The 20,562-nt window shown below is 74.2% G+C and carries 16 protein-coding genes and 1 tRNA gene; 6 read left to right on the forward strand and 11 right to left on the reverse strand.

Annotated elements, in window-relative coordinates:
* Positions 1-172 precede the first annotated feature (172 nt).
* A complete protein-coding gene (locus tag HCN08_RS22855; RefSeq protein WP_167985172.1) occupies positions 173-973 on the forward strand; it encodes a LuxR C-terminal-related transcriptional regulator in 801 nt (266 codons plus the stop codon).
* Here the strand turns inward: HCN08_RS22855 and HCN08_RS22860 are convergent.
* Complete coding sequence (locus tag HCN08_RS22860; RefSeq protein WP_167985076.1) at positions 932-1,429, reverse strand: MarR family winged helix-turn-helix transcriptional regulator; 498 nt, start codon at positions 1,427-1,429, stop codon at positions 932-934. The two genes, HCN08_RS22855 and HCN08_RS22860, sit on opposite strands and share 42 nt — an antisense overlap.
* A gap of 193 nt (positions 1,430-1,622) precedes the next feature.
* Between HCN08_RS22860 and HCN08_RS22865 the strand changes: the two genes are divergently transcribed.
* Both HCN08_RS22865 and HCN08_RS22870 read left to right on the forward strand, forming a co-directional pair.
* On the forward strand, positions 1,623-2,453 hold the full coding sequence (locus HCN08_RS22865) for a trans-aconitate 2-methyltransferase (RefSeq protein ID WP_167985077.1): 831 nt from the start codon (positions 1,623-1,625) through the stop codon (positions 2,451-2,453).
* 108 nt (positions 2,454-2,561) lie between these two features.
* A complete protein-coding gene (locus tag HCN08_RS22870; protein WP_206319119.1) occupies positions 2,562-3,056 on the forward strand; it encodes a hypothetical protein in 495 nt (164 codons plus the stop codon).
* Between the two features lie 47 nt (positions 3,057-3,103).
* Here HCN08_RS22870 and pth read toward each other — a convergent pair whose 3' ends face one another.
* The 5 genes from pth to HCN08_RS22895 form a co-directional block, all read right to left on the reverse strand.
* Positions 3,104-3,697: an aminoacyl-tRNA hydrolase gene (gene pth, locus HCN08_RS22875; protein ID WP_167985078.1), complete on the reverse strand. Its 594-nt coding sequence runs from the start codon at positions 3,695-3,697 to the stop codon at positions 3,104-3,106.
* Between the two features lie 141 nt (positions 3,698-3,838).
* A complete protein-coding gene (locus HCN08_RS22880; RefSeq protein WP_167985079.1) occupies positions 3,839-4,462 on the reverse strand; it encodes a 50S ribosomal protein L25/general stress protein Ctc in 624 nt (207 codons plus the stop codon).
* Positions 4,463-4,710: 248 nt separating this feature from the next.
* Positions 4,711-5,688: a ribose-phosphate diphosphokinase gene (locus HCN08_RS22885; protein ID WP_167985080.1), complete on the reverse strand. Its 978-nt coding sequence runs from the start codon at positions 5,686-5,688 to the stop codon at positions 4,711-4,713.
* 144 nt (positions 5,689-5,832) lie between these two features.
* Positions 5,833-7,284, reverse strand: a complete 1,452-nt coding sequence (gene glmU / locus HCN08_RS22890) for a bifunctional UDP-N-acetylglucosamine diphosphorylase/glucosamine-1-phosphate N-acetyltransferase GlmU (protein ID WP_167985081.1) — start codon at positions 7,282-7,284, stop codon at positions 5,833-5,835.
* Between the two features lie 72 nt (positions 7,285-7,356).
* A tRNA-Gln gene (locus HCN08_RS22895) sits at positions 7,357-7,427 on the reverse strand.
* A 214-nt stretch (positions 7,428-7,641) separates the two neighbouring features.
* On the opposite strand from HCN08_RS22895, the gene HCN08_RS22900 reads away from it, so the two are divergent.
* Both HCN08_RS22900 and HCN08_RS22905 read left to right on the forward strand, forming a co-directional pair.
* Positions 7,642-8,637 (forward strand): acyl-CoA desaturase, encoded by a 996-nt coding sequence (locus HCN08_RS22900; RefSeq protein WP_167985082.1) that lies wholly within the window; start codon positions 7,642-7,644, stop codon positions 8,635-8,637.
* 166 nt (positions 8,638-8,803) lie between these two features.
* Positions 8,804-9,406: a TetR/AcrR family transcriptional regulator gene (locus HCN08_RS22905; RefSeq protein WP_167985174.1), complete on the forward strand. Its 603-nt coding sequence runs from the start codon at positions 8,804-8,806 to the stop codon at positions 9,404-9,406.
* Positions 9,407-9,538: 132 nt separating this feature from the next.
* Here HCN08_RS22905 and ppc read toward each other — a convergent pair whose 3' ends face one another.
* Entirely contained in the window at positions 9,539-12,292 is a 2,754-nt protein-coding gene (ppc, locus tag HCN08_RS22910) for a phosphoenolpyruvate carboxylase (protein ID WP_167985083.1), read from the reverse strand.
* A 356-nt stretch (positions 12,293-12,648) separates the two neighbouring features.
* On the opposite strand from ppc, the gene HCN08_RS22915 reads away from it, so the two are divergent.
* Positions 12,649-13,989 (forward strand): sensor histidine kinase, encoded by a 1,341-nt coding sequence (locus tag HCN08_RS22915; RefSeq protein WP_167985084.1) that lies wholly within the window; start codon positions 12,649-12,651, stop codon positions 13,987-13,989.
* A gap of 159 nt (positions 13,990-14,148) precedes the next feature.
* Here HCN08_RS22915 and HCN08_RS22920 read toward each other — a convergent pair whose 3' ends face one another.
* The 4 genes from HCN08_RS22920 to HCN08_RS22935 form a co-directional block, all read right to left on the reverse strand.
* Positions 14,149-15,057: a cellulose-binding protein gene (locus tag HCN08_RS22920; protein ID WP_167985085.1), complete on the reverse strand. Its 909-nt coding sequence runs from the start codon at positions 15,055-15,057 to the stop codon at positions 14,149-14,151.
* A 227-nt stretch (positions 15,058-15,284) separates the two neighbouring features.
* Positions 15,285-18,386: an SUKH-4 family immunity protein gene (locus tag HCN08_RS22925; RefSeq protein ID WP_167985086.1), complete on the reverse strand. Its 3,102-nt coding sequence runs from the start codon at positions 18,384-18,386 to the stop codon at positions 15,285-15,287.
* 7 nt (positions 18,387-18,393) lie between these two features.
* Complete coding sequence (locus HCN08_RS22930) at positions 18,394-19,407, reverse strand: SMI1/KNR4 family protein (RefSeq protein ID WP_167985087.1); 1,014 nt, start codon at positions 19,405-19,407, stop codon at positions 18,394-18,396.
* A 222-nt stretch (positions 19,408-19,629) separates the two neighbouring features.
* Positions 19,630-20,334 carry a hypothetical protein gene (locus HCN08_RS22935; RefSeq protein ID WP_167985088.1) on the reverse strand — a complete coding sequence of 235 codons (705 nt, stop codon included), beginning with the start codon at positions 20,332-20,334 and terminating at the stop codon, positions 19,630-19,632.
* Between the last annotated feature and the right edge of the window lie 228 nt (positions 20,335-20,562).

Consider the following 20,562-nt stretch of genomic DNA (forward strand, 5'->3'; position numbering starts at 1 on the left):
CGAACCCCTACGCTTTTCCCACGACGCCGGTGGGGGCCGGCGTTCATCAGGGGGCGAGACGCACGGGGTCCGGCCCCCGTGCCCGGGGCGGCGGTCCCGGGGGCGGGGCCGGATCCCACGCGAGGAGGCTCGCTCCGCACTGGGGGAGTGCCGTACACCGGGAGTGGTGTCTGTGGGACGAATCCGCGTACTCGTCGTCGATGACCACCGCATCTTCGCCGAGTCGCTCGCCGCCGCGCTCGCGGCGGAATCCGACGTCGACGTCTCCGCGGCGGGCAGCGGCCCCGCCGCGCAGCGCTGCCTGGACCGGGCGGCCGTCGACGGCCGCCGCTACGACGTCCTGCTGGTCGACGCCGACCTGGGCACGGGCCCGCACGCCCGGCCCGCGCTGGCCGCCGTGCCGCCGGCCGGGTCGCGGGGCCCGGCGATCGAGGCGGGCGACCCGTTCATGGACGGGCTCGCGCTGGTGGAGAAGGTGCGCGCCGAGCACCAGGGCACGCGCACCGTGGTGCTGGCCGAACGGGACGACCCGGGGCGCGCCGCGTGCGCGCTGCAGGCCGGCGCGTCCGGGTGGGTCGCCAAGGACTGCTCGCTGCAGCGGCTGCTGGCCGTGGTGCGCGGGGTGCTGCGCGACGAGACGCATCTGCCGCCGGCGCTGCTGACCGGGGTGCTGCGGGAGCTGACCGCCGCCCGCCGGCACCGCACCGAGAGCGAGCAGCTGGTGGAGTCGCTGACGCCGCGCGAGCAGGAGGTGCTGCGCTGCATGGTGGCCGGGCTCGGCCGCAAGGCCGTCGCCGAGCGGCTGTACCTGTCCCCGCACACCGTCCGCACCCATATGCAGAACGTGCTGGGCAAGCTCGGGGTGCACTCCACGCTGGCCGCCGTGGCGCTGGCCCGGCGGGCCGGGGTCGGGCCGGTGGAACTGGCCGCCTCAGGTGGGGATGTTGTCGAACGGCGCGGTCAGCTGTCGTAGCAGATCGGCCAGTTCGGCCCGCTGCGCCGGGCTCAGCTCGCCCAGGATCGACCGCTCCTGGGCGAGCAGCCCGGCCAGCGCCCGGTCGGCCCGGTCCTGCCCCGCGGGCGTCAGCCGGACCAGCACCCCGCGCCGGTCGGAGGGGTCCGGCAGCCGCTCGACCAGCCGCTTCTCGGCGAGCCTGTCGATCCTGTTGGTCATCGTGCCGGACGTGACCAGCGTCTGGGTGAGCAGCTGCCCCGGCGAGAGCTGATATGGGGTGCCCGCCCGGCGCAGCGCCGTGAGCACGTCGAACTCCCACGGCTCCAGGCCCAGCTCGGCGAAGGCCAGCCGGCGGGCCCGGTCCAGGTGCCGGGCGAGCCTGCTGACCCGACTGAGCACTTCAAGCGGCTCGACGTCGAGGTCGGGGCGCTCTCGGCGCCATGCAGCGACCAGCCGGTCGACCTCGTCCTCCATGGCATCAGTGTAATAGGTCTGTCGATATGAAGTCTCTTGACATCAAGATATGCGGGGGAGGAGCCTGGTTGCCCGGGCCCGAACCCCGCACTCCGCTTCGGCAGGGCGGCCGACCGCCGCCGGCCCCCGCGTGCGCGGACCACCGGGCCCGTAGATCCGGCAGTGGCTCCGTACCACCCAGGGAGTACGCAACATGCACGCAAGCCCGACGTGGGACCCCCACCAGTATCTCCGGCACGCCACCCACCGCACCCGCCCGTTCCTCGACCTGCTCCAGCGGATTCCGGAACTGCCCGGCGGCGCGGCACCCCGCATCGCCGACATCGGCTGCGGACCGGGGAACGTCACCGCGCTGCTCGCCGACCGCTGGCCCGCCGCCCGTATCACCGGCTTCGACAGCTCCGCCGAGATGCTCGCCTCCGCCGCGCAGTACGCCGGGCCGACCCCCGGCGGCGGCAGCATGGACTTCCGGCAGGCCGACGCCGCCGTCTGGACGCCCGACGAGCCCTACGACCTGATCGTCTCCAACGCCGCCCTGCAATGGGTGCCCGGCCACGCCGAGCGCTTCGCCGACTGGCTGGCCCGCCTCACCCCCGGCGGCACCCTCGCCTTCCAGGTGCCCGGCAACTTCACCGCGCCCTCGCACGCGCTGCTCGCCGAGCTGTGCGACAGCCCGCAGTGGCGCGACCGGCTCGACGGCCACGGCCGGGCCTACGTCCACATCCTCAGCCCGGCCGGCTACCTGGAGCACCTGACCGAACTCGGCTGCCCGCAGGCCGACGTGTGGGAGACCACCTACGTGCAGCTGCTCCAGGGCGAGGACCCGGTCCTGGACTGGACCAAGGGCACCGCGCTGCGGCCGGTGCTGACCGCGCTCGACGGCGACGAGGCCGCCGCCCGCGAGTTCGTCGGGCAGTACCGCGACCTGCTGCGCAAGGCGTACCCGCCGGGCCCGCACGGCACCGTCTTCCCCTTCCGCCGGATCTTCGCCGTCGCCCGCACCCCGGAAGCCCCCGCGACCTGACCCGTACGCCGGCCCCGTATGCCGCCCGGACGGGCCTCCGCGCACGCCCGCGGGGGCCCGTGGCAGCGGAGTTGACCGGACGGCACGCGATGGCCAAAGATCGCCCGCATGGTCAAACGGAGCCGTTCCCGCCGGGTGGCGGAAGGGGCCTGGGGACTGGTGCTGCTGGCCCGGGTGGTCGGCGTGGTCCTGGTCGCCCTCCTGCTGCTGGTGTCCGGCACCTGGGACTCCTGGCGGACCGCGCAGCACGTGATGCTCACCAAGGGCCGCGAGCACGGCACGATGACCCTCGCCGACTGCGGCGACACCGTCTGCACCGGGCCCTTCGCGCCCGAGGGCAGCGCGGTCGCCCGCCCGCGGGTGACCATCAGCCTGCCGATCCGGCACACCACCGGCGCGACCGTACCGGTCGCCGTCGAGCCCGGCACCGACACCGTGGTGCGCGCCGGGTGGGGCGGTGTGCTGTGGGCGTGGGTGCCGCTGGGCGGCGCGCTGCTGCTGGCGGCCGTGGTCGTCGCGGGCGGCCTGCGCGCCTACCGCAGCGCCTGGGTCCTGGGCGGCCTGGGCGCGGCGCTGCTGGCGGGGGCGTTCCTCACGCTGTGACCGGCGGCGGGCCTGTCACTCCCCGGTCGGCGCCGGCCGCGTACCGCTCAGTCGTTGTACGTGTTCTGCGCCCGCTCCAGGCCCTCGGCCACCAGCGCCTCGACCGCGTCGGCCGCGCGGTCCACGAACCAGTCCAGCTCCTTGCGCTCGGCCGCGGAGAAGTCCTTGAGCACGAAGGCCGCCACGTCCATCCGCCCCGGCGGGCGCCCGATCCCGGCCCGCACCCGCAGGTAGTTGGCGCCCAGCGACTTGGTGAGGGACTTCAGCCCGTTGTGCCCGTTGTCGCCGCCGCCGAGCTTGAGCCGCAGCGCCGCGAACGGCAGGTCCAGCTCGTCGTGGACGGCGATGATCTGCTCGGTGGGCACCTTGTAGAAGACCTTGAGCGCGGTCACCGGCCCGCCGGACAGGTTCATGAACGAGCCCGGCTTGGCGAGGATCACCCGGCGGCTCGCCGGCCCGGGCGGGCCGATCCGGCCCTCGACGACCTGGGCCTGCGCCTTGCCGGAGCGCTTGAACGTGCCCCCCATGCGCCGGGCCAGCAGGTCGGCGACCATGAAGCCGATGTTGTGCCGGTTGCCGGCGTATTCGGGCCCGGGGTTGCCGAGACCGGCCACCAGCCAGGGCTGCGTGCTGTCGCTCATCGAGGTCTCCACATGTCGCGGGCGGGGCGGCGGCCGGGCGCGGCTCCGCCGCCGCACCCCGGGAAAGGGTACGGCGGCGGAGTCGTACGGCCACGGGTGGCCGCGGGGCGGGTACGGCCGCTGGGGGCGTACGGCGAGGGCTCAGGCCTCGGCGGCGGCTTCCTCGGCGGCGGCCTCGGCCGGCTCCTCGGCGCCCTCGCCGGCCTCTTCCTCCTCGGTGACCTCGACCTGCGCGGCCACGACCTGGATCACGGTGGCGTCCTCCTCGACGGCCAGCGTGACGCCCTTGGGCAGCGTGATGTCCTTGGCCAGGATCGACGCGCCGGCCTCCAGGCCCTCGACGCTGACGGTGACGGCCTCGGGGATGTGGGTGGCCTCGGCCTCGACCGGCAGGCTGCTCAGGACGTGCTCCAGCAGGTTGCCGCCGGGCGCGAGCTCGCCCTCGGCGGTCACCGGGATCTCGACGGTGACCTTCTCGCCGCGCTTGACCGACAGCAGGTCGACGTGCTCCAGGAAGCCCTTCAGCGGGTCGCGCTGCACGGCCTTGGGGATGACCAGCTCGGACCTGCCGTCGATCTCCAGCGAGATCAGGACGTTGGCGGTGCGCAGCGCCATCAGCAGCTCGTGGCCGGGCACGGACACGTGCTTGGGGTCGGCGCCGTGGCCGTAGATGACGGCGGGGACCTGGTCGGCGCGGCGGATCCGGCGGGCGGCGCCCTTGCCGAACTCGGTGCGCAGCGTTGCAGCGATCTTGACCTCGGACATGAGGTTCACTCCTCGTGGTGCGGTGGCGGCCCTGCTGGCCGGCGGTACGGTCGCCCGGCCCCGACGAGGCCGATCCACGGTGCACGAGGAGCGCGTCGATAACGGAGCCGCCGCGGGCCGCGTGCGAAACGCGTCCGGGGCCTCCCTCGCCGAGCAACGCGGACAGCGTAACCGGCGGGTGGGCCCCGGACGAAATCAGCAGGTCGGTACGGTCGGTGCGGCCGGTACCGCCGGCGTGGCGGGCGCGGTCAGTGCGCCTCTTCGAACAGGCTGGTGACCGAGCCGTCCTCGAAGACCTCGCGCACCGCGTTGGCGATGGTCGGCGCCATCGACAGCACGGTGATCTTGTCGAGGTCCAGCTCGGCCGGCGTCGGCAGGGTGTCGGTCAGGATGAACTCGCTGACCTTGGAATTCTTCAGCCGGTCGGCCGCCGGGCCGGACAGCACCCCGTGGGTGGCGGTCACGATGACGTCCTCGGCGCCGTTGGCGAACAGCGCGTCGGCCGCGGCGCAGATGGTGCCCGCGGTGTCGATCATGTCGTCGACCAGCACGCACACCCGGCCCTTGACGTCACCGACGACCTCATGGACCTTCACCTGGTTGGCGACGTCGGGGTCGCGGCGCTTGTGCACGATCGCCAGCGGCGCGCCCAGCCGGTCGCACCAGCGGTCGGCGACCCGGACCCGGCCGGCGTCCGGCGAGACCACGGTGAGCTTGTCCCGGTCGACCTTGGCGCCCACGTAGTCCGCCAGGATCGGCAGCGCGAACAGGTGGTCGACGGGGCCGTCGAAGAAGCCCTGGATCTGGTCGGTGTGCAGGTCGACGGTGAGGATCCGGTCGGCGCCCGCGGTCTTGAGCAGATCGGCCATCAGCCGGGCGGAGATCGGCTCACGGCCGCGGTGCTTCTTGTCCTGCCGGGCGTAGCCGTAGAAGGGGACGATCACGGTGACGCTGCGCGCGGAGGCCCGCTTGAGGGCGTCCAGCATGATCAGCTGCTCCATGATCCACTGGTTGATGGGGCGCGTGTGGCTCTGGATCAGGAAGCAGTCGGCGCCGCGCGCCGACTCCTCGAACCTCACGTAGATCTCACCGTTGGCGAAATCGAAAGCCTTGGTGGGGGTGAGCTCCACTCCGAGCTCCCGTGCCACCGCCTCCGCCAGATCGGGGTGGGCGCGGCCGGAGAAGAGCATCAGCTTCTTCTCACCGGTCGTCTTGATCCCGGTCACTGCACCGTCTCCTTGGTGTTCGACTGGTGTTCGACACAGCGACGCCCGGAAGCGGGCGTGCCGGCGGAATTGTGTGCACCCCACACGGTACGCCCCCTACGGCGCATCCGTGCACCTCGGAGAGGCCGATGAGACGGCCCTCACTCACTCCTTCGGCGAGCTCGCGGCACGCTCCGCGGCCTGCGCGGCAGCACTGCCCGGGCGCTTGCGGGCGACCCAGCCCTCAATGTTGCGCTGCTGGCCGCGGGCCACCGCGAGCGAGCCGGTCGGCACGTCCTTGGTGATCACCGAGCCGGCCGCCGTGTAGACCCCGTCGCCGACGACCACGGGCGCCACGAACATGTTGTCCGCGCCGGTCTTGCAGTAACTGCCGATGGTGGTGTGGTGCTTGTGCTCGCCGTCGTAGTTGACGAAGACGCTGGCCGCGCCGATGTTGGTGTGCTCGCCGATCGTCGCGTCACCCACATAGCTCAGGTGCGGCACCTTGGTGCCCTCGCCGATGCTGGCGTTCTTGATCTCCACGTACGTGCCGGCCTTCGCACCCCTGCCCAGCCGCGCCCCCGGCCGCAGGTACGCGTACGGGCCGACGTTCGCCCCCGGGCCGATCTCCGCGCTCTCGGCGACCGCGTTAGTCACCCGGGCGCCCTCGCCGACCACGGTGTCGGTCAGCGTGCAGTTCGGGCCGACCTCGGCGCCGGCCGCCACCCGGGTGGCGCCCAGCAGCTGGGTGTGCGGGTGGATCAGGGTGTCGGGCTCCAGCACCACCGCGTGGTCCAGCCAGGTCGAGGCCGGGTCGACGATGGTCGCGCCGTCCAGCATGGCCTGGTGCAGCAGCCGGTCGTTGAGCACCCGGCGCGCCTCGGCCAGCTGCACCCGGTTGTTGACCCCGGCGATCTCCCGGTGGTCGCTCGCGGTGAAGGCGCCCACCCGGTGGCCGGCGTCCCGCAGGATCGCCAGGGTGTCGGTCAGGTACTCCTCGGCCTGGGCGTTGTCGGTGGTGACCTTGGTCAGCGCCTCGGCCAGCAGCACCGCGTCGTAGGCGTACACACCGGAGTTGATCTCGGTGATGGCCTGCTGCGCGGGCGAGGCGTCCTTCTGCTCCACGATCGCGGTGACCTGGCCGTCGGTCACATCCCGGACGATACGGCCGTATCCGGTGGGGTCGGGCACATGCGCGGTCAGCACCGTCACCGCGTTGCCGTCCGCCTGGTGGGCGGCGACCAGCGTCGCGAGGGTGCGGGCCGTCAGCAGCGGCGTGTCGCCGTACGTCACCACGACCGTGCCGTCCAGGACCACGCCGTGCCGGTCGAGCTCGGCCAGGCCGGTGCGGACCGCGTGGCCGGTGCCGAGCTGCTCCTCCTGCACCGCGGTCAGCGCGGCCGGGTCGCTCGCGGCCAGGTGCTCCACGACCTGCTCGCGGCCGTGCCCGACGACCACCAGCAGCTGCTCGGGGTCCAGCTCGCGCGCGGCGGCCACCACATGGCCGAGCAGGCTACGGCCGCACACCGGGTGCAGGACCTTCGGGGTCGCGGACTTCATGCGGGTGCCCTCCCCGGCGGCGAGGACGACGACGGCAGCCGGGCGTGTGGCGCTCACGGGGGAACTCCTGGACTTGGGTGCGGGACCCCCGCAGAATACCGAGCACCGCGGGGGACGGACCCACCACCGCTCCGCCGCCAGGACTCGAACCCGGACTTAAGGCACCAAAAGCCCCAGTGCTGCCATTACACCACGGCGGATCAACTCGGCCTGCCCGTCCCAGGGTCGGCCGCCGGATCCATCATGCCGTACGCGGTGAGGTGAGCGCGACGCGGATCAGGGTAAGCATCGTTGCGAGGCCGCCCGACACGGTCCTGTCGTCCGCGGGGGTGCCGCTGCAATACTTACGGCAGCGTAGGTTACGACGTAACCGCAGATAACAGCCCCCACAACCATCCGTGACGAGGGACAGACATGACCACACAGCCGGACGTGATCACCGAGTCCCGGGAACCGGATCCCGGGACCACAGGACCGCAGCCGCAACCCAGCGCCACCCGAGGTGGCGAGAACAAGCGCTCGATCGAGCAGATCGCGCTGCTGCTGTTCATCTGCATCCCCTTCGTGGCCCTGGTCGCCGCGGTGCCGCTGGCATGGGGACGCGGGATGAGCTGGCTCGACCTCGGCCTGATGGTGGGCATGTACTTCCTGGGCTGTCACGGCATCACCATCGGCTTCCACCGGCACTTCACGCACAGCTCCTTCAAGGCCAAGAGGCCGCTGAAGATCCTGCTGGCCATCGCCGGCTCGATGGCCGTCGAGGGCCCCATCGTGCGCTGGGTCGCCGACCACCGCAGGCACCACCGCTTCAGCGACGCCGAGGGCGACCCGCACAGCCCCTGGCGCTACGGCGAGACGCTGCCCGCGCTGATGAAGGGCCTGTGGTGGGCCCACATGGGCTGGCTCTTCGACGAGGAGCAGACCCCGCAGCAGAAATACGCCCCCGACCTGATCAAGGACCCGGCGATCCGCCGCATCTCCCGCGACTTCTGGCTGTGGACGGCGCTGTCCCTGCTGATCCCGCCGGTCGTCGGCGGCCTGGTCACCATGTCGTGGTACGGCGCGTTCACCGCGTTCTTCTGGGGTTCGCTCGTTCGGGTGGCGCTGCTGCACCACGTCACGTGGTCCATCAACTCCATCTGCCACGCGGTGGGCAACCGCCCGTTCAAGTCCCGCGACCGCTCCGGGAACGTGTGGTGGCTGGCGATCCTGTCCTGCGGCGAGTCCTGGCACAACCTGCACCACGCCGACCCCACCTGCGCCCGGCACGGCGTGCTGCGCGGCCAGGTCGACTCCAGCGCCCGCATCATCCGCTGGTTCGAGATGGCCGGCTGGGCCACCGACGTGCGCTGGCCGTCCCCCGAGCGGATCGCCTCCCGGCGTAAGGAAGACGTAAGTACAGCGGCATGATGGACCGGTGAGCGACGGCAGACAGGTCGACGGCGGACCGGGCGACGGCGGCAGACAGGGCGACGGCAAGCGGGGCGACGGCAGACGGGGCAGGGTCACCAGGACCAGCGGACCCCCGGCCGCGACGGCTTCCGGCCCGGCCGCCCGGCGCCCCCGCCGGGTCCGCATGACCGGCAAGGAGCGCCGCGAGCAGCTGCTCGACGTCGGCCGCGGCCTGTTCGCCGAACGCGGCTACGAGGCCACGTCGGTGGAGGAGATCGCGCACACCGCGGGCGTGTCCAAACCGGTCGTCTACGAGCACTTCGGCGGCAAGGAGGGCCTGTACGCCGTCGTGGTCGACCGGGAGATGCGCCGGCTGCTGGAGATGGTCACCGGCGCGCTCACCGGCGGCCATCCGCGCGAGCTGCTGGAGCAGGCCGCCTTCGCGCTGATGGACTACATCGAGCACTACACCGACGGCTTCCGCATCCTGGTGCGCGACTCGCCCGTCGTCCAGTCCACCGGCACCTTCGCCTCGCTCATCGGCGACATCGCCACCCAGGTCGAGGACATCCTCGGCCACGAGTTCAAGCAGCGCGGCTTCGACCCCCGGCTCGCCCCGATGTACGCCCAGGCGCTCGTCGGGATGGTCGCGCTGACCGGCCAGTGGTGGGTGGAGGTGCAGCGGCCCAAGAAGGCCGATGTCGTCGCGCACCTGGTCAACCTGTCCTGGAACGGCCTGTCGGGGCTGGACCCCAGGCCCCGGCTGATCGGCCACCGCAGGAGCTGACGTTTTACGCGGCGCTGTCCGCCGGACCCGGCCGCGTAACGCCTTGTCCGGTCGGGCAGACGCCGGACCCGGCCGCGTAAGAGAAAGGGCCGCCCCACGGCTTCGCGGGGCGGCCCTGGTACGTCGTGCGTGTCAGCCGGTGTTGCGCAGGCCCGCCGCGACGCCGTTGACGGTCAGCAGCAGCGCCCGCGACAGCAGCGGGTCCGGGGTCTCGCCGCGCTCGGCCGCCTGCCGCTGCCGGGCCAGCAGCGTCACCTGGAGGTAGGAGATCGGGTCCAGGTACTGGTCGCGGATCCGGAACGTCTGCGCCAGCACCGGGCTCGCCGCCAGCAGCTCCGACTCGCCCGTCAGCCGCAGCACCTCGCGCACCGTCAGCTCGTGCTCGGCCTCGATCACGTCGAAGATGTGCCGCAGCTCGTCGGGCACCAGCGTCTCCACGTAGTGCCGGGCGATCCGCAGATCGGTCTTGGCCAGCGTCATCTCGACGTTGGACAGGAAGTTGCGGAAGAAGTGCCACTGGCCGAACGCCTCGTCCAGCACCGAGTCCAGGCCCGCCTCGCGCGCCGCCTTCAGGCCCGAGCCGACACCGAACCAGCCCGGCACGATCTGCCGGGACTGCGTCCAGCCGAACACCCACGGGATCGCCCGCAGCCCGTCCAGGCCCGCCCCGGAGTCCGGGCGGCGCGAGGGGCGCGAGCCCAGGTGCAGCTCGCCGAGCTGGTCCACCGGCGTCGAGGCGAAGAAGTACTTCGGCAGGTCCGGGTCCTCCACCAGCCGGCGGTAGGCGCCGTGCGCGGCCTCCGAGACGATGTCCATCGCCGCGTCCCAGCGCGCCAGCGCCTCGTCCGACTGCCGCGGCGCGGTGTGCAGCGCCGACGCCTGGAGCGTCGCCGCGACCGTCAGCTCCAGGTTCTCCCGGGCCAGCGAGGGGATCAGGTACTTGTCGGAGATGACCTCGCCCTGCTCGGTCACCTTGATCTCGCCCTCCAGGGTGCCCCACGGCTGCGCCAGGATCGCGGTGTGCGACGGGCCGCCGCCGCGGCCGACCGTGCCGCCGCGGCCGTGGAAGAGCCGCAGCCGCACCCCGTGCCGGTGCGCCACGTCACGCAGCCGGCGCTGCGCCCGGTGGATCTCCCACTGCGAGGTGGTGATGCCGCCGAACTTCGAGGAGTCGGAGTAGCCGAGCATGACCTCCTGCACGTCCCCGCGCAGCGACACCAGCCGCCGGTAGGACGGGTCGGACAGCATCTCGTCCAGCAGCTTGTCGGCGATCTTGAGCTCGTCGGTGGTCTCCAGCAGCGGCACGATGCCGATCTTCGCGACCTCGGCGTGCAGGTCGATCAGCCCCGCCTCGCGCGCCAGCACCGCCGCCGCGAACACGTCGTCCGAGCCCAGGCACATCGAGATGATGTACGACTCCACGACCTCGGGCCCGAACCGCTCGAACGCCTGGCTGATGGTGTGGAAGACGCCCAGCGTCTTCGCGCCCGCCTCGTCCAGCGGCGCCGGCGTCGGCGCCAGCGGGCGGCGCGAGCGCAGCTCCTTGGCCAGCAGCTTGCGCCGGTAGTCGCGCGGCATGTCCGCGTACCGCCAGGACTCCTCGCCGAGCCGGTCGAAGAGCTGGCCGAGCGCGTGGTGGTGGGCCTCGGCGTGCTCGCGTACGTCCATCGTCGCCAGCTGCAGGCCGAACGCCGACAGGGTGCGGATCGTGCGGTCCATCCGCCCGTCGGCGATCAGGCCGCCGCGGTGGGCGCGCAGCGAGTCCTGGATGAGCTGCAGGTCCTCCAGCAGGCCCGCGGTGCCCAGGTAGTCCCGGCCCGGCACGTGCGGGGTGCCGGCCGCCAGCCGCTCGCGGGTGTTGAGCAGCTTCTGCCGTACGCAGGTGGCCTTGAGCCGGTAGGGCTCCTCGGCGTTGAGCCGCTTGTAGCGCGGGCTGATCTCGGGCAGTGCGACCAGGTCGGTGGCCAGCGAGTCCAGCAGCTCGTCGCTCGCGCCGGAGTTGCGGATGGAGTTCGACAGCGCGCCGCGCAGGAAGTCCACCAGCTCCAGGGCGTCGCCGATGCCGTGCTCGTGCTGCAGGATCAGCACCTCCCACGTCACCTCCGGGGTGACGTTGGGGTTGCCGTCCCGGTCGCCGCCGATCCAGGTGCCGAACGTCAGCGGGCGGGTGCCCGAGGGCAGCGGCACCCCGACCCGCTCCAGCTCCGCCGCCAGGTCCTCCAGCACGTCGCCGACCGCGCCGGCGTGCAGCTCGTCCAGGTAGTAGATGGCGTTGCGCGCCTCGTCCGCCGGCTCCGGGCGCACCACCCGCAGCTCGTCGGTCTGCCACAGCAGGTCGATGTTCTCCGCCAGCCGCAGGTCGGCGCGCCGCCGGTCGCCGCTGCCGTTGCCGTCCCCGTGGCCGTCCTCCAGCAGCTCGGCGATGCGGCGCAGCTTGTTCAGCACCGAGCGGCGGGCCGCCTCCGTGGGGTGCGCGGTGAACACCGGCCGCACGTTGAGGTTGCGCACCGTCTCGCGCACGTGCTCCGGGTCGCCGTCCTTGAGCAGGTCGGCGGTCTGCGCGAGCAGCCCGCCCTCGGCGGCGCGCTTGGAGCGCAGCTCACGGCCGCGGTGCACCTGCTCGGTGACGTTGGCCAGGTGGAAGTAGGTGGAGAACGCGCGGACCAGCTTGGCCGCGGTCTCCAGGTCGGTGCCGCCCAGCAGCGAGGCCGCGGCCTCGCCGTCGCTGCGGGTCAGGGCGCGGACCTTCTCGACGAGGTCGAGCAAATCCTGGCCCTCCTGGCGCACCAGGGTGCCGCCGAGCAGGTCTCCCAGGCGGCGGATGTCGGCACGGAGGGCGGAACTGCTGGCGGTACTGCTGTCCGGGGCGGTGTCGGCGCTGCTCACAGGTGCGGCTCCTTGTGCAGTGATGGGTGGACGGCGTACTCGCGGACCGCGCTGTCCGGCCGTTCCAGGATAGGTCGCGGGCCGCCCGGCGAGACGGCCAGCCCACCTGCCGGACACGGCGCCGCCTGCGGCGACCTGGCGGCGACCTGGCGGTGGGCGGGTGGGCGGCCCGGCGGGGCCGGGCGGCGACCGGGGGGCAGTCGGCCGGCGGCCGGGCAGCGGTCGGGGGTCGGCCGGGTCGGGGTGGGCCGGCGGTCGGCGGTGCGGTGGCCGGCGGGCGGCCGGGCGGTGGCGCCGCGGTGTGCGGCCGGTATGCGCCAGGTACGGGCCACCGGCTACCGCCTACGCTGGACGCCATGAGTACGACGGGGGCGCACGTACCGGACGACGGCGCCGGAGGAGGTGCGGCGAGCGGTCCCACGGCCGCCGCCGCGGCGCACCGCTCCGGCTGGTGGTGGTGGCCGAGGCGCCGGAGCCTGCTTCTCGACCTGCTGCTGGCCGCGGTCTCCGCGATCGAGTGCGCCTTCGAGGGCGGCACCTTCGCCGACCGCATCGGCGTCCTGCCCGGCATCGGCGCGCTGCTCGGGGTGCTGGTCGGCTCGGTCCTCGTGCTGCGCCGCCGCTGGCCGGTCGCGGTGGTGCTGGTCGGCATAGCCATGACGCCGGCGCAGACCGGCTTCCTGCTCTCGCTCGTCGGCCTCTACACCCTGGCCGCCTCCGAGGTGCCGCGCCGGATCACCGCGGCGCTGGCCGGCATGAACGGCTTCGGCACGATGCTCGTGGCCGTCATCCAGTTCCAGGACAACCTCAAGGACTCGCCCGACGGCAGCGGCCTGCGGATGCCGCTCACGCTCTTCGTCTCCGTCCTGATGGCCCTCGGCCTCACCGGCCCGCCGGTGCTGCTCGGTCTCTACGTACGGGCCAGGCGGCGGCTGGTGGAGAGCCTGCGCGAGCGCGCGGACGGCCTGGAGCGCGAGCTCGAACTGCTCGCCGAGAAGGCCGCGGAGCGGGCCGAGCGGGCCCGGGCGGAGGAGCGCACCCGGATCGCCCGGGACATGCACGACGTCGTCGCGCACCGGGTGAGCCTCATGGTCGTGCACGCCGCCGCGCTCAAGGCGGTGGTCCTCAAGGACCCGGGCAAGGCGTCGGCGTCCGCGGAGATGCTGGGCGACCTCGGCCGCCAGGCCCTCACCGAACTGCGCCAGATGCTCGGCGTGCTCCGCACCTCCGAGGCTCCTGCCGCAGCTCCTTCCGCGGCTCCCGCCCCGGCGCCCGTCGCGCCCGCGCCCGAGCCCGAGGAGGAGGGGCCGACGCTGGCCCGGCTCGCCGCGCTGGTGGAGGAGTCGCAGGCCGCCGGGATGGGCGTCGAACTCACCGTCGAGGGTGCGCAGCGCCCGTGCGGGGCCCGCATCGAGGCGACCGTCTACCGCGTGGTCCAGGAAGCGCTGACCAACGTCCACAAGCACGCCGCCGGCGCGAAAGCCGTCGTCCGGCTGGCCTACCGCGAGGCCGAGGTCGCCGTCCTCATCACCAACGGCCCCTCCGACGGCACCCCCGTCGCCGCCCTCCCCAGCGGCGGCCACGGCCTGCTCGGCATGCGCGAACGCGTCACCTCCCACGGCGGCGGCTTCGCTGCCGGCCCCACCCCCGACGGCGGCTTCCGCGTCTCCGCCATGGTCCCCCTCACCCCCGCCTAACCCTCCGGGGGTACGGAGCAGTCCCTCAGGAATGCGCTGGGGGGTACGGAGGAGTCCGCCAGGGGTGCGTGGGGGCACCCCCAGGCGAAGCGCTGGGGGAGAACGGAGCGCCCAGCCGGAACGGCGGGAAAGACAGCCACGTACGGCAAGGGGCACCCTCTACTCAGAGGCCGGGGGGCGCGGGTCGCGCCCGGTGAGGGAAGCCAACGCCGCGCGGATATGCGCGAGGTGCAACCGAATCTCGTCCCGCCGCTCCTGATGCTCCAAGAGCACCCGCTCACTCTCCCTCCGCACCCTCTCCTCATGCTCTCGCGCCCGCGCCAACAGCGCATCGGCGCGCGCCCGCGCCTCCTCCTCCCTCGCCCGCAAAGCCCCCGCGGCAGCGGCCCGCTCGGACTGCGCGGCGCCCAACCGCCGCCCCGCATCGGCGAGCAACCCGGCGAGCCTGCCGTCGACGCCCTCCTCCCGCGCCGCCAGCTCCCGTTCCGCCGCGGCGGCCCGCTCCCGCCGGGACGCCTCCGCCTCCGCCGCGCCGCGCACCGCCTCCTCGCGCGCCGCCGCCAGCGAACGCTCGGCCTCCCCGCGCACCGCCGCCGCGTCCGCCCGCGCCTCGCCGAGAATCTCGGCCGCCCGCCCGCGCGCCTCGTCCAGCGTCCGCTCGGCCACCTCCTCCGCGGCGGCCAACCGCGCGGACGCCGCCGCCCGCGCCTCGTCCTGGAGCGTGCGCCGCGCGGTCTCCGCGGCGTCCCTCGCATACTGCGCCTCGACCTCGGCCCGTTCCCGTACGGCCGCGGCCTCCTCCTCGACCAGCCGCAGCAGCTCCCGCGCCCCGGCGCCCAGCGCCTCGAAGTCCTGCGGCGCGAGCGCGGCGACCTGCTCGCGCAACTGCGCGCACTCCGCCTCCATCTCGCCGGCCAGCACGGTCAGCCGCGTCGCCCGCTCCCACGCGGCGTCACGGTCCTCGGACAGCTCCTCCAGGAAACGGTCGACCTGCTCCGGGCGGTAACCGAGTCCGAGGCCGCGCACCCGGCCGAAGCCCGGTGCCGATGCGGTCGTGTCGCTGCTCATGCGTCTGCCCCTTCACCGCCGGCGTTCCCTGTGCCGCTGCCGTACCGTCCTCACTTCACATGTATGACGTATGTCCGAATTGTACGAGGAGCGACACTCCGACCACCCGCTCATCCGGACACCCGCTTACCCACTTACCCGACTACCCGGAAAACGACCGGGGGCCGGCAGAAGAGCGCGAACCCTTCCACCGGCCCCCGGCCGCACGCCGGCCGACGCGCCCGCCGCTACAGCAGCCCGTCCCACATCTGCTCGATCAGCACCGACCACCAGTTGTCCGGCGAGGCGATCGCCGCCGGGTCCTGCGCGGCGAGCTGCGCCTGGAAGTCCACCGTCCAGTGCCCCGCCTGCTCGGGCGTGAGCCCGATACGCAGCCGCCACATCCGCCCGAGCAGCGCCATGCAGCGGGCGAACTCCGGCAGGCTGGAGTTCACGAACTGCGGTACCGCCGGCGGCGAACCGACCGGCCCGCCCTCCAGCGGCAGCGCCACGATGTGCGCGGTGCCGTACTGCACGCACAGCTGGCGCCCGAAGTCGTTCCCCATCACCAGGTACGAGCCCGCGTCCGCGGACGGCTGCACGCCCCGGGACGCCGCCAGCTCCGCGAGCGTCGGCACCGGCTGGCCCGGCTGGGCCTGCGCCCAGAAGAACGGCCCGAAGTCCACCGGCAGCCCCGCCCACACCAGCGTCTGCGCCACGATGTCCGGCACGCCCTGCCGGGAGACCGCCCGCTGGTCAAAGCGGAAGACACCCTGCGGCCCGAACGCGCCCGCCAGCTCCTGGCCTATGACGTCCAGGCCGACCGGCGGCACCCGCAGCACCGTGTGCGGGTCCGGCATCGGCACCCGCTGCGGCTGCGGACGGGCCGGCGCGCCCGCCACCTGGTGCAGCTCGCCCTGATGCGTCAGCAGATGCTGCACGCCCTGCCGCCGGCTCGCGTGGTCCCGGCCGTAGGGAGCGGTGTGGCTGATCCGCACCTGCGGCCAGCTCTCCCGGATCATCCGGGTGCAGTAACCGCCGGGCAGGTCGCAGGACTCCAGTTCGGTGTGCAGCTCCAGCACCTGCTCGGCCGGCACGCCGGAGGCCCGCAGCTCGTGCAGTATCTGCCACTCCGGGTGCGGCGTACCCGGCGCCGACCGCCGGATCATCTGCTGCTCACTGCCGTCCGGACCGCGGTAGCGCAGCACCGCCATATAGCCGGGCCCCACCGTCGGCACCCCGCCCGCCGGCTGCGGATACCCGTACCCCGGCGGCGGCGCCCCCACCCCCGCGGCAAACGGCGCCGGCGGCGGCGTGCCCCCCACCCCGGGCCCACCGACAGCGGGTCCGGCGAGCATGGTCGCGGCGTAGTGCGGGTCGTTGCTGTTGGGCGGCGGCGTCCCCTGCCCGCCCGCGAACGGTCCGGGCGGCGGGGCCCCTTGCCCTCCGGCGAACGGCGGCGGTGTGCCCTGCCCCGCGGCCGGCGGGGGAGTCCCCTGCCCACCCGCATACGGCGGTGGAGGCGGCGGTCCGCCCGCGGCCCCGGCGAACGGCGCCGGCGGCGGCGTGCCCCCCACCCCGGGCCCACCGACAGCGGGTCCGGCGAGCATGGTGGCCGCGTAGTGCGGGTCGTTGCTGTTGGGCGGCGGCGTTCCCTGCCCGCCCGCGAACGGTCCGGGCGGCGGCGTCCCTTGCCCTGCGGCGAACGGCGGCGGTGTGCCCTGCCCCGCGGCCGGCGGGGGAGTCCCCTGCCCACCTGCGTACGGCGGTGGAGGCGGCGGTGTGCCCTGTCCGGCGGCCGGCGGGGGCGTGCTCTGGCCACCCGCGTACGGCGGCGGTGGCGGCGGTCCGCCCGCGGCTCCGGCAAATGGTGCGGGCGGCGGTGTGCCTCCCGCCCCGGGCCCACCGACGGCGGGTCCGGCGAGCATGGTCGCGGCGTAGTGCGGGTCATTGCTCGCGGGCGGCGGCGTCCCCTGGCCCGCGAACGGTCCGGGCGGCGGCGTCCCTTGACCCCCGGCGAACGGCGTCCCCGGCCCCCCGGCGTACGGGGGCGGCGTCCCCTGCCCGGCGCCCGCGGCCGGCGCCTGCCCTCCGGCGGCCGGCGGCGGTGTGCCCTGGCCGCCCGCGTACGGCGGTGGTGGCGGCGGTCCGCCCGCAGCGCCGGCGAAGGGCGCCGGCGGGGTGCCACCTGCGGCGGGGACGAGCGGGACGTTGCCGCGGACGGCCTTCGCCGTCTCCATCGCCGCGATGTCCGCGGCCCCGGCTCCGGCTCCGGCCCCGGGTCCGCCCGCGAGGGCGGGCGGCGGGGGGAGCGGTACCGGGGGGCCGTCCGGCGCGGGGTAGGGGGAGCCGCCCATGGTGTGCGGAACCCCGCCGGCGACCGGCGGCGGAGTCGGCGGACCGGACTGCTCCGGGGGCGCGATCATCGTCGGGGGCAGCCCGCTGCCGGCGGGCAGCAGCTTGGTCTTCGCCTCCGAGGCGTCCGGCGCCGGCGGCTCCTCCGGCAGGTCCGCCCCGCTGATCGGCGGCGCGAAGACCGTCGCCGGCACCGGCACCGACTGGCCCTCGCCGGTGTCGCTGACCGTCTTGCCCGCCCAACTGCCGCCGTCCTGCGGCTCCTGGGGCTCCTGCGGTTCCTGCGGCCGGTCCTGCGCGGGCACCGCGGGCCGCCGGACGTAGTCGACACCGGCCGCGCCGTCCTGCGGCTCCGCGTCGGCGACCTCCTGCGCGCCGGCGGCAGCCGGGGCGGCGTCCTGCTCCTCGGCGGCCGGACGCCGTACGTAGTCGATCCGGCCCGAGGACTCCGACGCCCCCGCCGACGCCCTTCCTGGCTCCGGCTCCGCATCGGCCTCTGCCGCCGCGGGCTGCGCGGCCCCCGACGCCGGACCGGACCCGTCAGCCGGCGCGTCCTGCGCCGCCCGCTCCCCGCCCGGCGACGAGGACGCCGTGGACGACGAGGACGAGGACCGCCGGTCCGGGATGCCCATCCGGTCCGCCGCCTCCTGCAACCACTCCGGCGGGCTCAGCAGGAACGACGTCGCCTCCAGGTCCAGGCGCTGCGGCGGTTCCGGCGCGACGTCCTGCGGCACGGCTCCGTACTCCTCCTCGTAACGGCGGATCAGCTCGCCGACGGGCAGCGCCGGCCACAGCGTGGCCTCACCGCTGTCCCGGGCGATGACCACGCGCATGCCGGCGTCCTCGTCCGCGTTGGGCGCGTCCTCGCGCGGCTCCGACCAGACGACGAAGCCGAGGTCGAACTCCCGGACCCGGATCTCGCGGTGCTGGTACGGCGGCACGTCGCCGTTGATCCAGCGCTCGGCGCGCTCCTGTGCCTGAGCGAAAGTCACCATCGCCGGCTCACCCCTCCACCGCGACGGCGGTGGCGAAACCGCCGTCCACCATCAGATTGGCCACCGTCTCCAGCTCCGGCGGGTTGCCCGCGAGCCGCAGCAGGAAGGCGTCGACCGACTCGCCGCAGGGCAGCAGCAGTTCGGCGACCCGGTCGGCGGGGCTGTCCCAGCGGTCGCCGTCGCGCACGTCGTCGTACGCGCAGAACCACACCGAGCCGGTCGCCTCGCCCTTCACCTTCACCGCGAGCAGGCCGCCCTGGACGTAGCCGATCGCCAGGTAGTCCTTGGTCAGGTGGTCGCGAAGGCACTTGTTGACGTAGACGAGGTCGTTGACCGCGGCGGCGTCGCGCACCGTGAAGAACGGCTGGTCCAGCAGCAGGCCCAGCTCCTGGTCGAGCGCCACCCCGCGCGGCGCGCAGCCGCCCGCCGCCTTCAGGAAGGCGCGGTAGGAGCCGGGCAGCCGGTAGCCCAGCTCCTCCTCGACGTCCCGGACCTGGGCCTCGGTCACCGCGACGGCGTCGATGGGCAGCTCGAAGTGCACCGGCCGGGTCTCCTGCAACGGGCGCGTGCCGTGCTTGGCGTGGTCGGCGACCGAGCCCGCGAGCCCGCCGTGGTGCCGCAGCAGCGCCTTGACCTCGGCGGGCACCAGCTCCATGCGGCGGCTGCCTGCCACGTGATGCCACGTCCAGCCGTGCGGCGTCGCCACCGGCGGCAGGCTGGCCCACAGCTCATGGCCGGCGGCGTGCAGCGCGGCGTTCGCCGAGACGTAGTCGGTGAGCCGCAACTCGTCGATGCCGAAGCCCTCCGGCGGCTCGGCGATCTCCGCGGCGGCCCGCGCGTACGGCGAGAAGTCCGGGCGGCCCTCCGCGTCGATCCACACGCCCTGCGGGTGCTTGGCCGCCCGCACCGGGTCGGGGAAGTGCACGACCTGCCCGGCATAGGCCACGTTGGGCGGCGCGTCCCCTGCTCCCGCTCCGGAGCCGGGTGGCGCTGCCCCCAGCCCTTGCCGACCTGTCGTCATGACTGCTGCCCCCTGATGCGTACCGGCTGATGACGACAGCCTAGGGCCTCAGGCACCTGCGCCGAGCTGGCAGTCGCGCTGCTTGTGGATAACTCCGCGCCGCCCGCCCCGAAGCCCCCGCACCCCCGACCTCCAGCCGCCCGCCAACCGCCCCCCGGCAGACGCTCAACCGGCCGCTCAACCGCCCTTCGGCCGCCGCCCAACCGGCCGTTCAACCGCCCCTCAGCCGTCCTTCTTCGCCGCGTCCCGCAGCTTCGCCGCCTGCTTCTGCGGGATCGCCGGCCGCAGCTGCGCCGGCTTGTGGTCGGCCCGCACCGTCTCGTACGCCGCCGTCGTGTCGCCGACCCGCAGCACCGTGACCAGCACCTCGCCCGCCGCGCCCTTCGCGGTGTCGCCGATGACGTAGCTCACCGCCTGGTCGCCCAGGCCCGGCGCGGCCGTCGCGGGCCGCACCGTGAAGTGCGAGGTGACCCCGCCGCGTACCAGCGCGTACGTCCGGCACGTCTTCAGCGCCGCCGACAGCTCGTCCAGCACCTTCACCGCGTCGCCGACCTTGTAGGAGGCGATGACGGTCAGCGAGATCGCCTTGGCGCCCTTGTCCGGGTCCGTCGTGTCGGTGACCATCGCGCCGGTGTAGACCTGCCGCGGGTGCGCGGGCTGGCTGCTCCACTGGTCGACGACCGGCTGGCAGGCGGCCACGTCCGCCTTCTGCGCGTCGCCGAGCAGCTGCTGCTTGCTGCCGGCCGGCAGCACCTGCACATGCGGCACGTCCTTCGACGTCAGCAGCGCCGCGGTCAGCTTGGCGGTGCTGACCGCGCCCGACGCCTTGATCGGCCCCGGCTCCTTCTTGCCGTCCCCGTCCCCGCTGCCGCCCCCGCCGCAGCCGGCCGCGAGCGCGAGGACGGGCAGCAGTGCGGCGGCGGCCACGACGGCGCGGCTACCGGCCGGTAGGCGATGGTGTGCACGTATCGGCATCGATGCGTTCCCCTGGTGTCGTGATCCGGCCCGTCCGGCGCCCGGCCCCCGTGCCGGCCCGGCCCCGGCGTCCCTGCGGGCGGCCCCGGCCGCGCGGGCGGCGGCCCGTTGCCGCGCGACTTTACGGCACCCGGACCGCCCCTTCCGCTGTGGGGCTGCTCACACGCTCGCCCACGCCGG

Origin of the sequence: Actinacidiphila epipremni, from assembly GCF_012034175.1 — a bacterium.
Lineage (GTDB): Bacteria > Actinomycetota > Actinomycetes > Streptomycetales > Streptomycetaceae > Actinacidiphila > Actinacidiphila epipremni.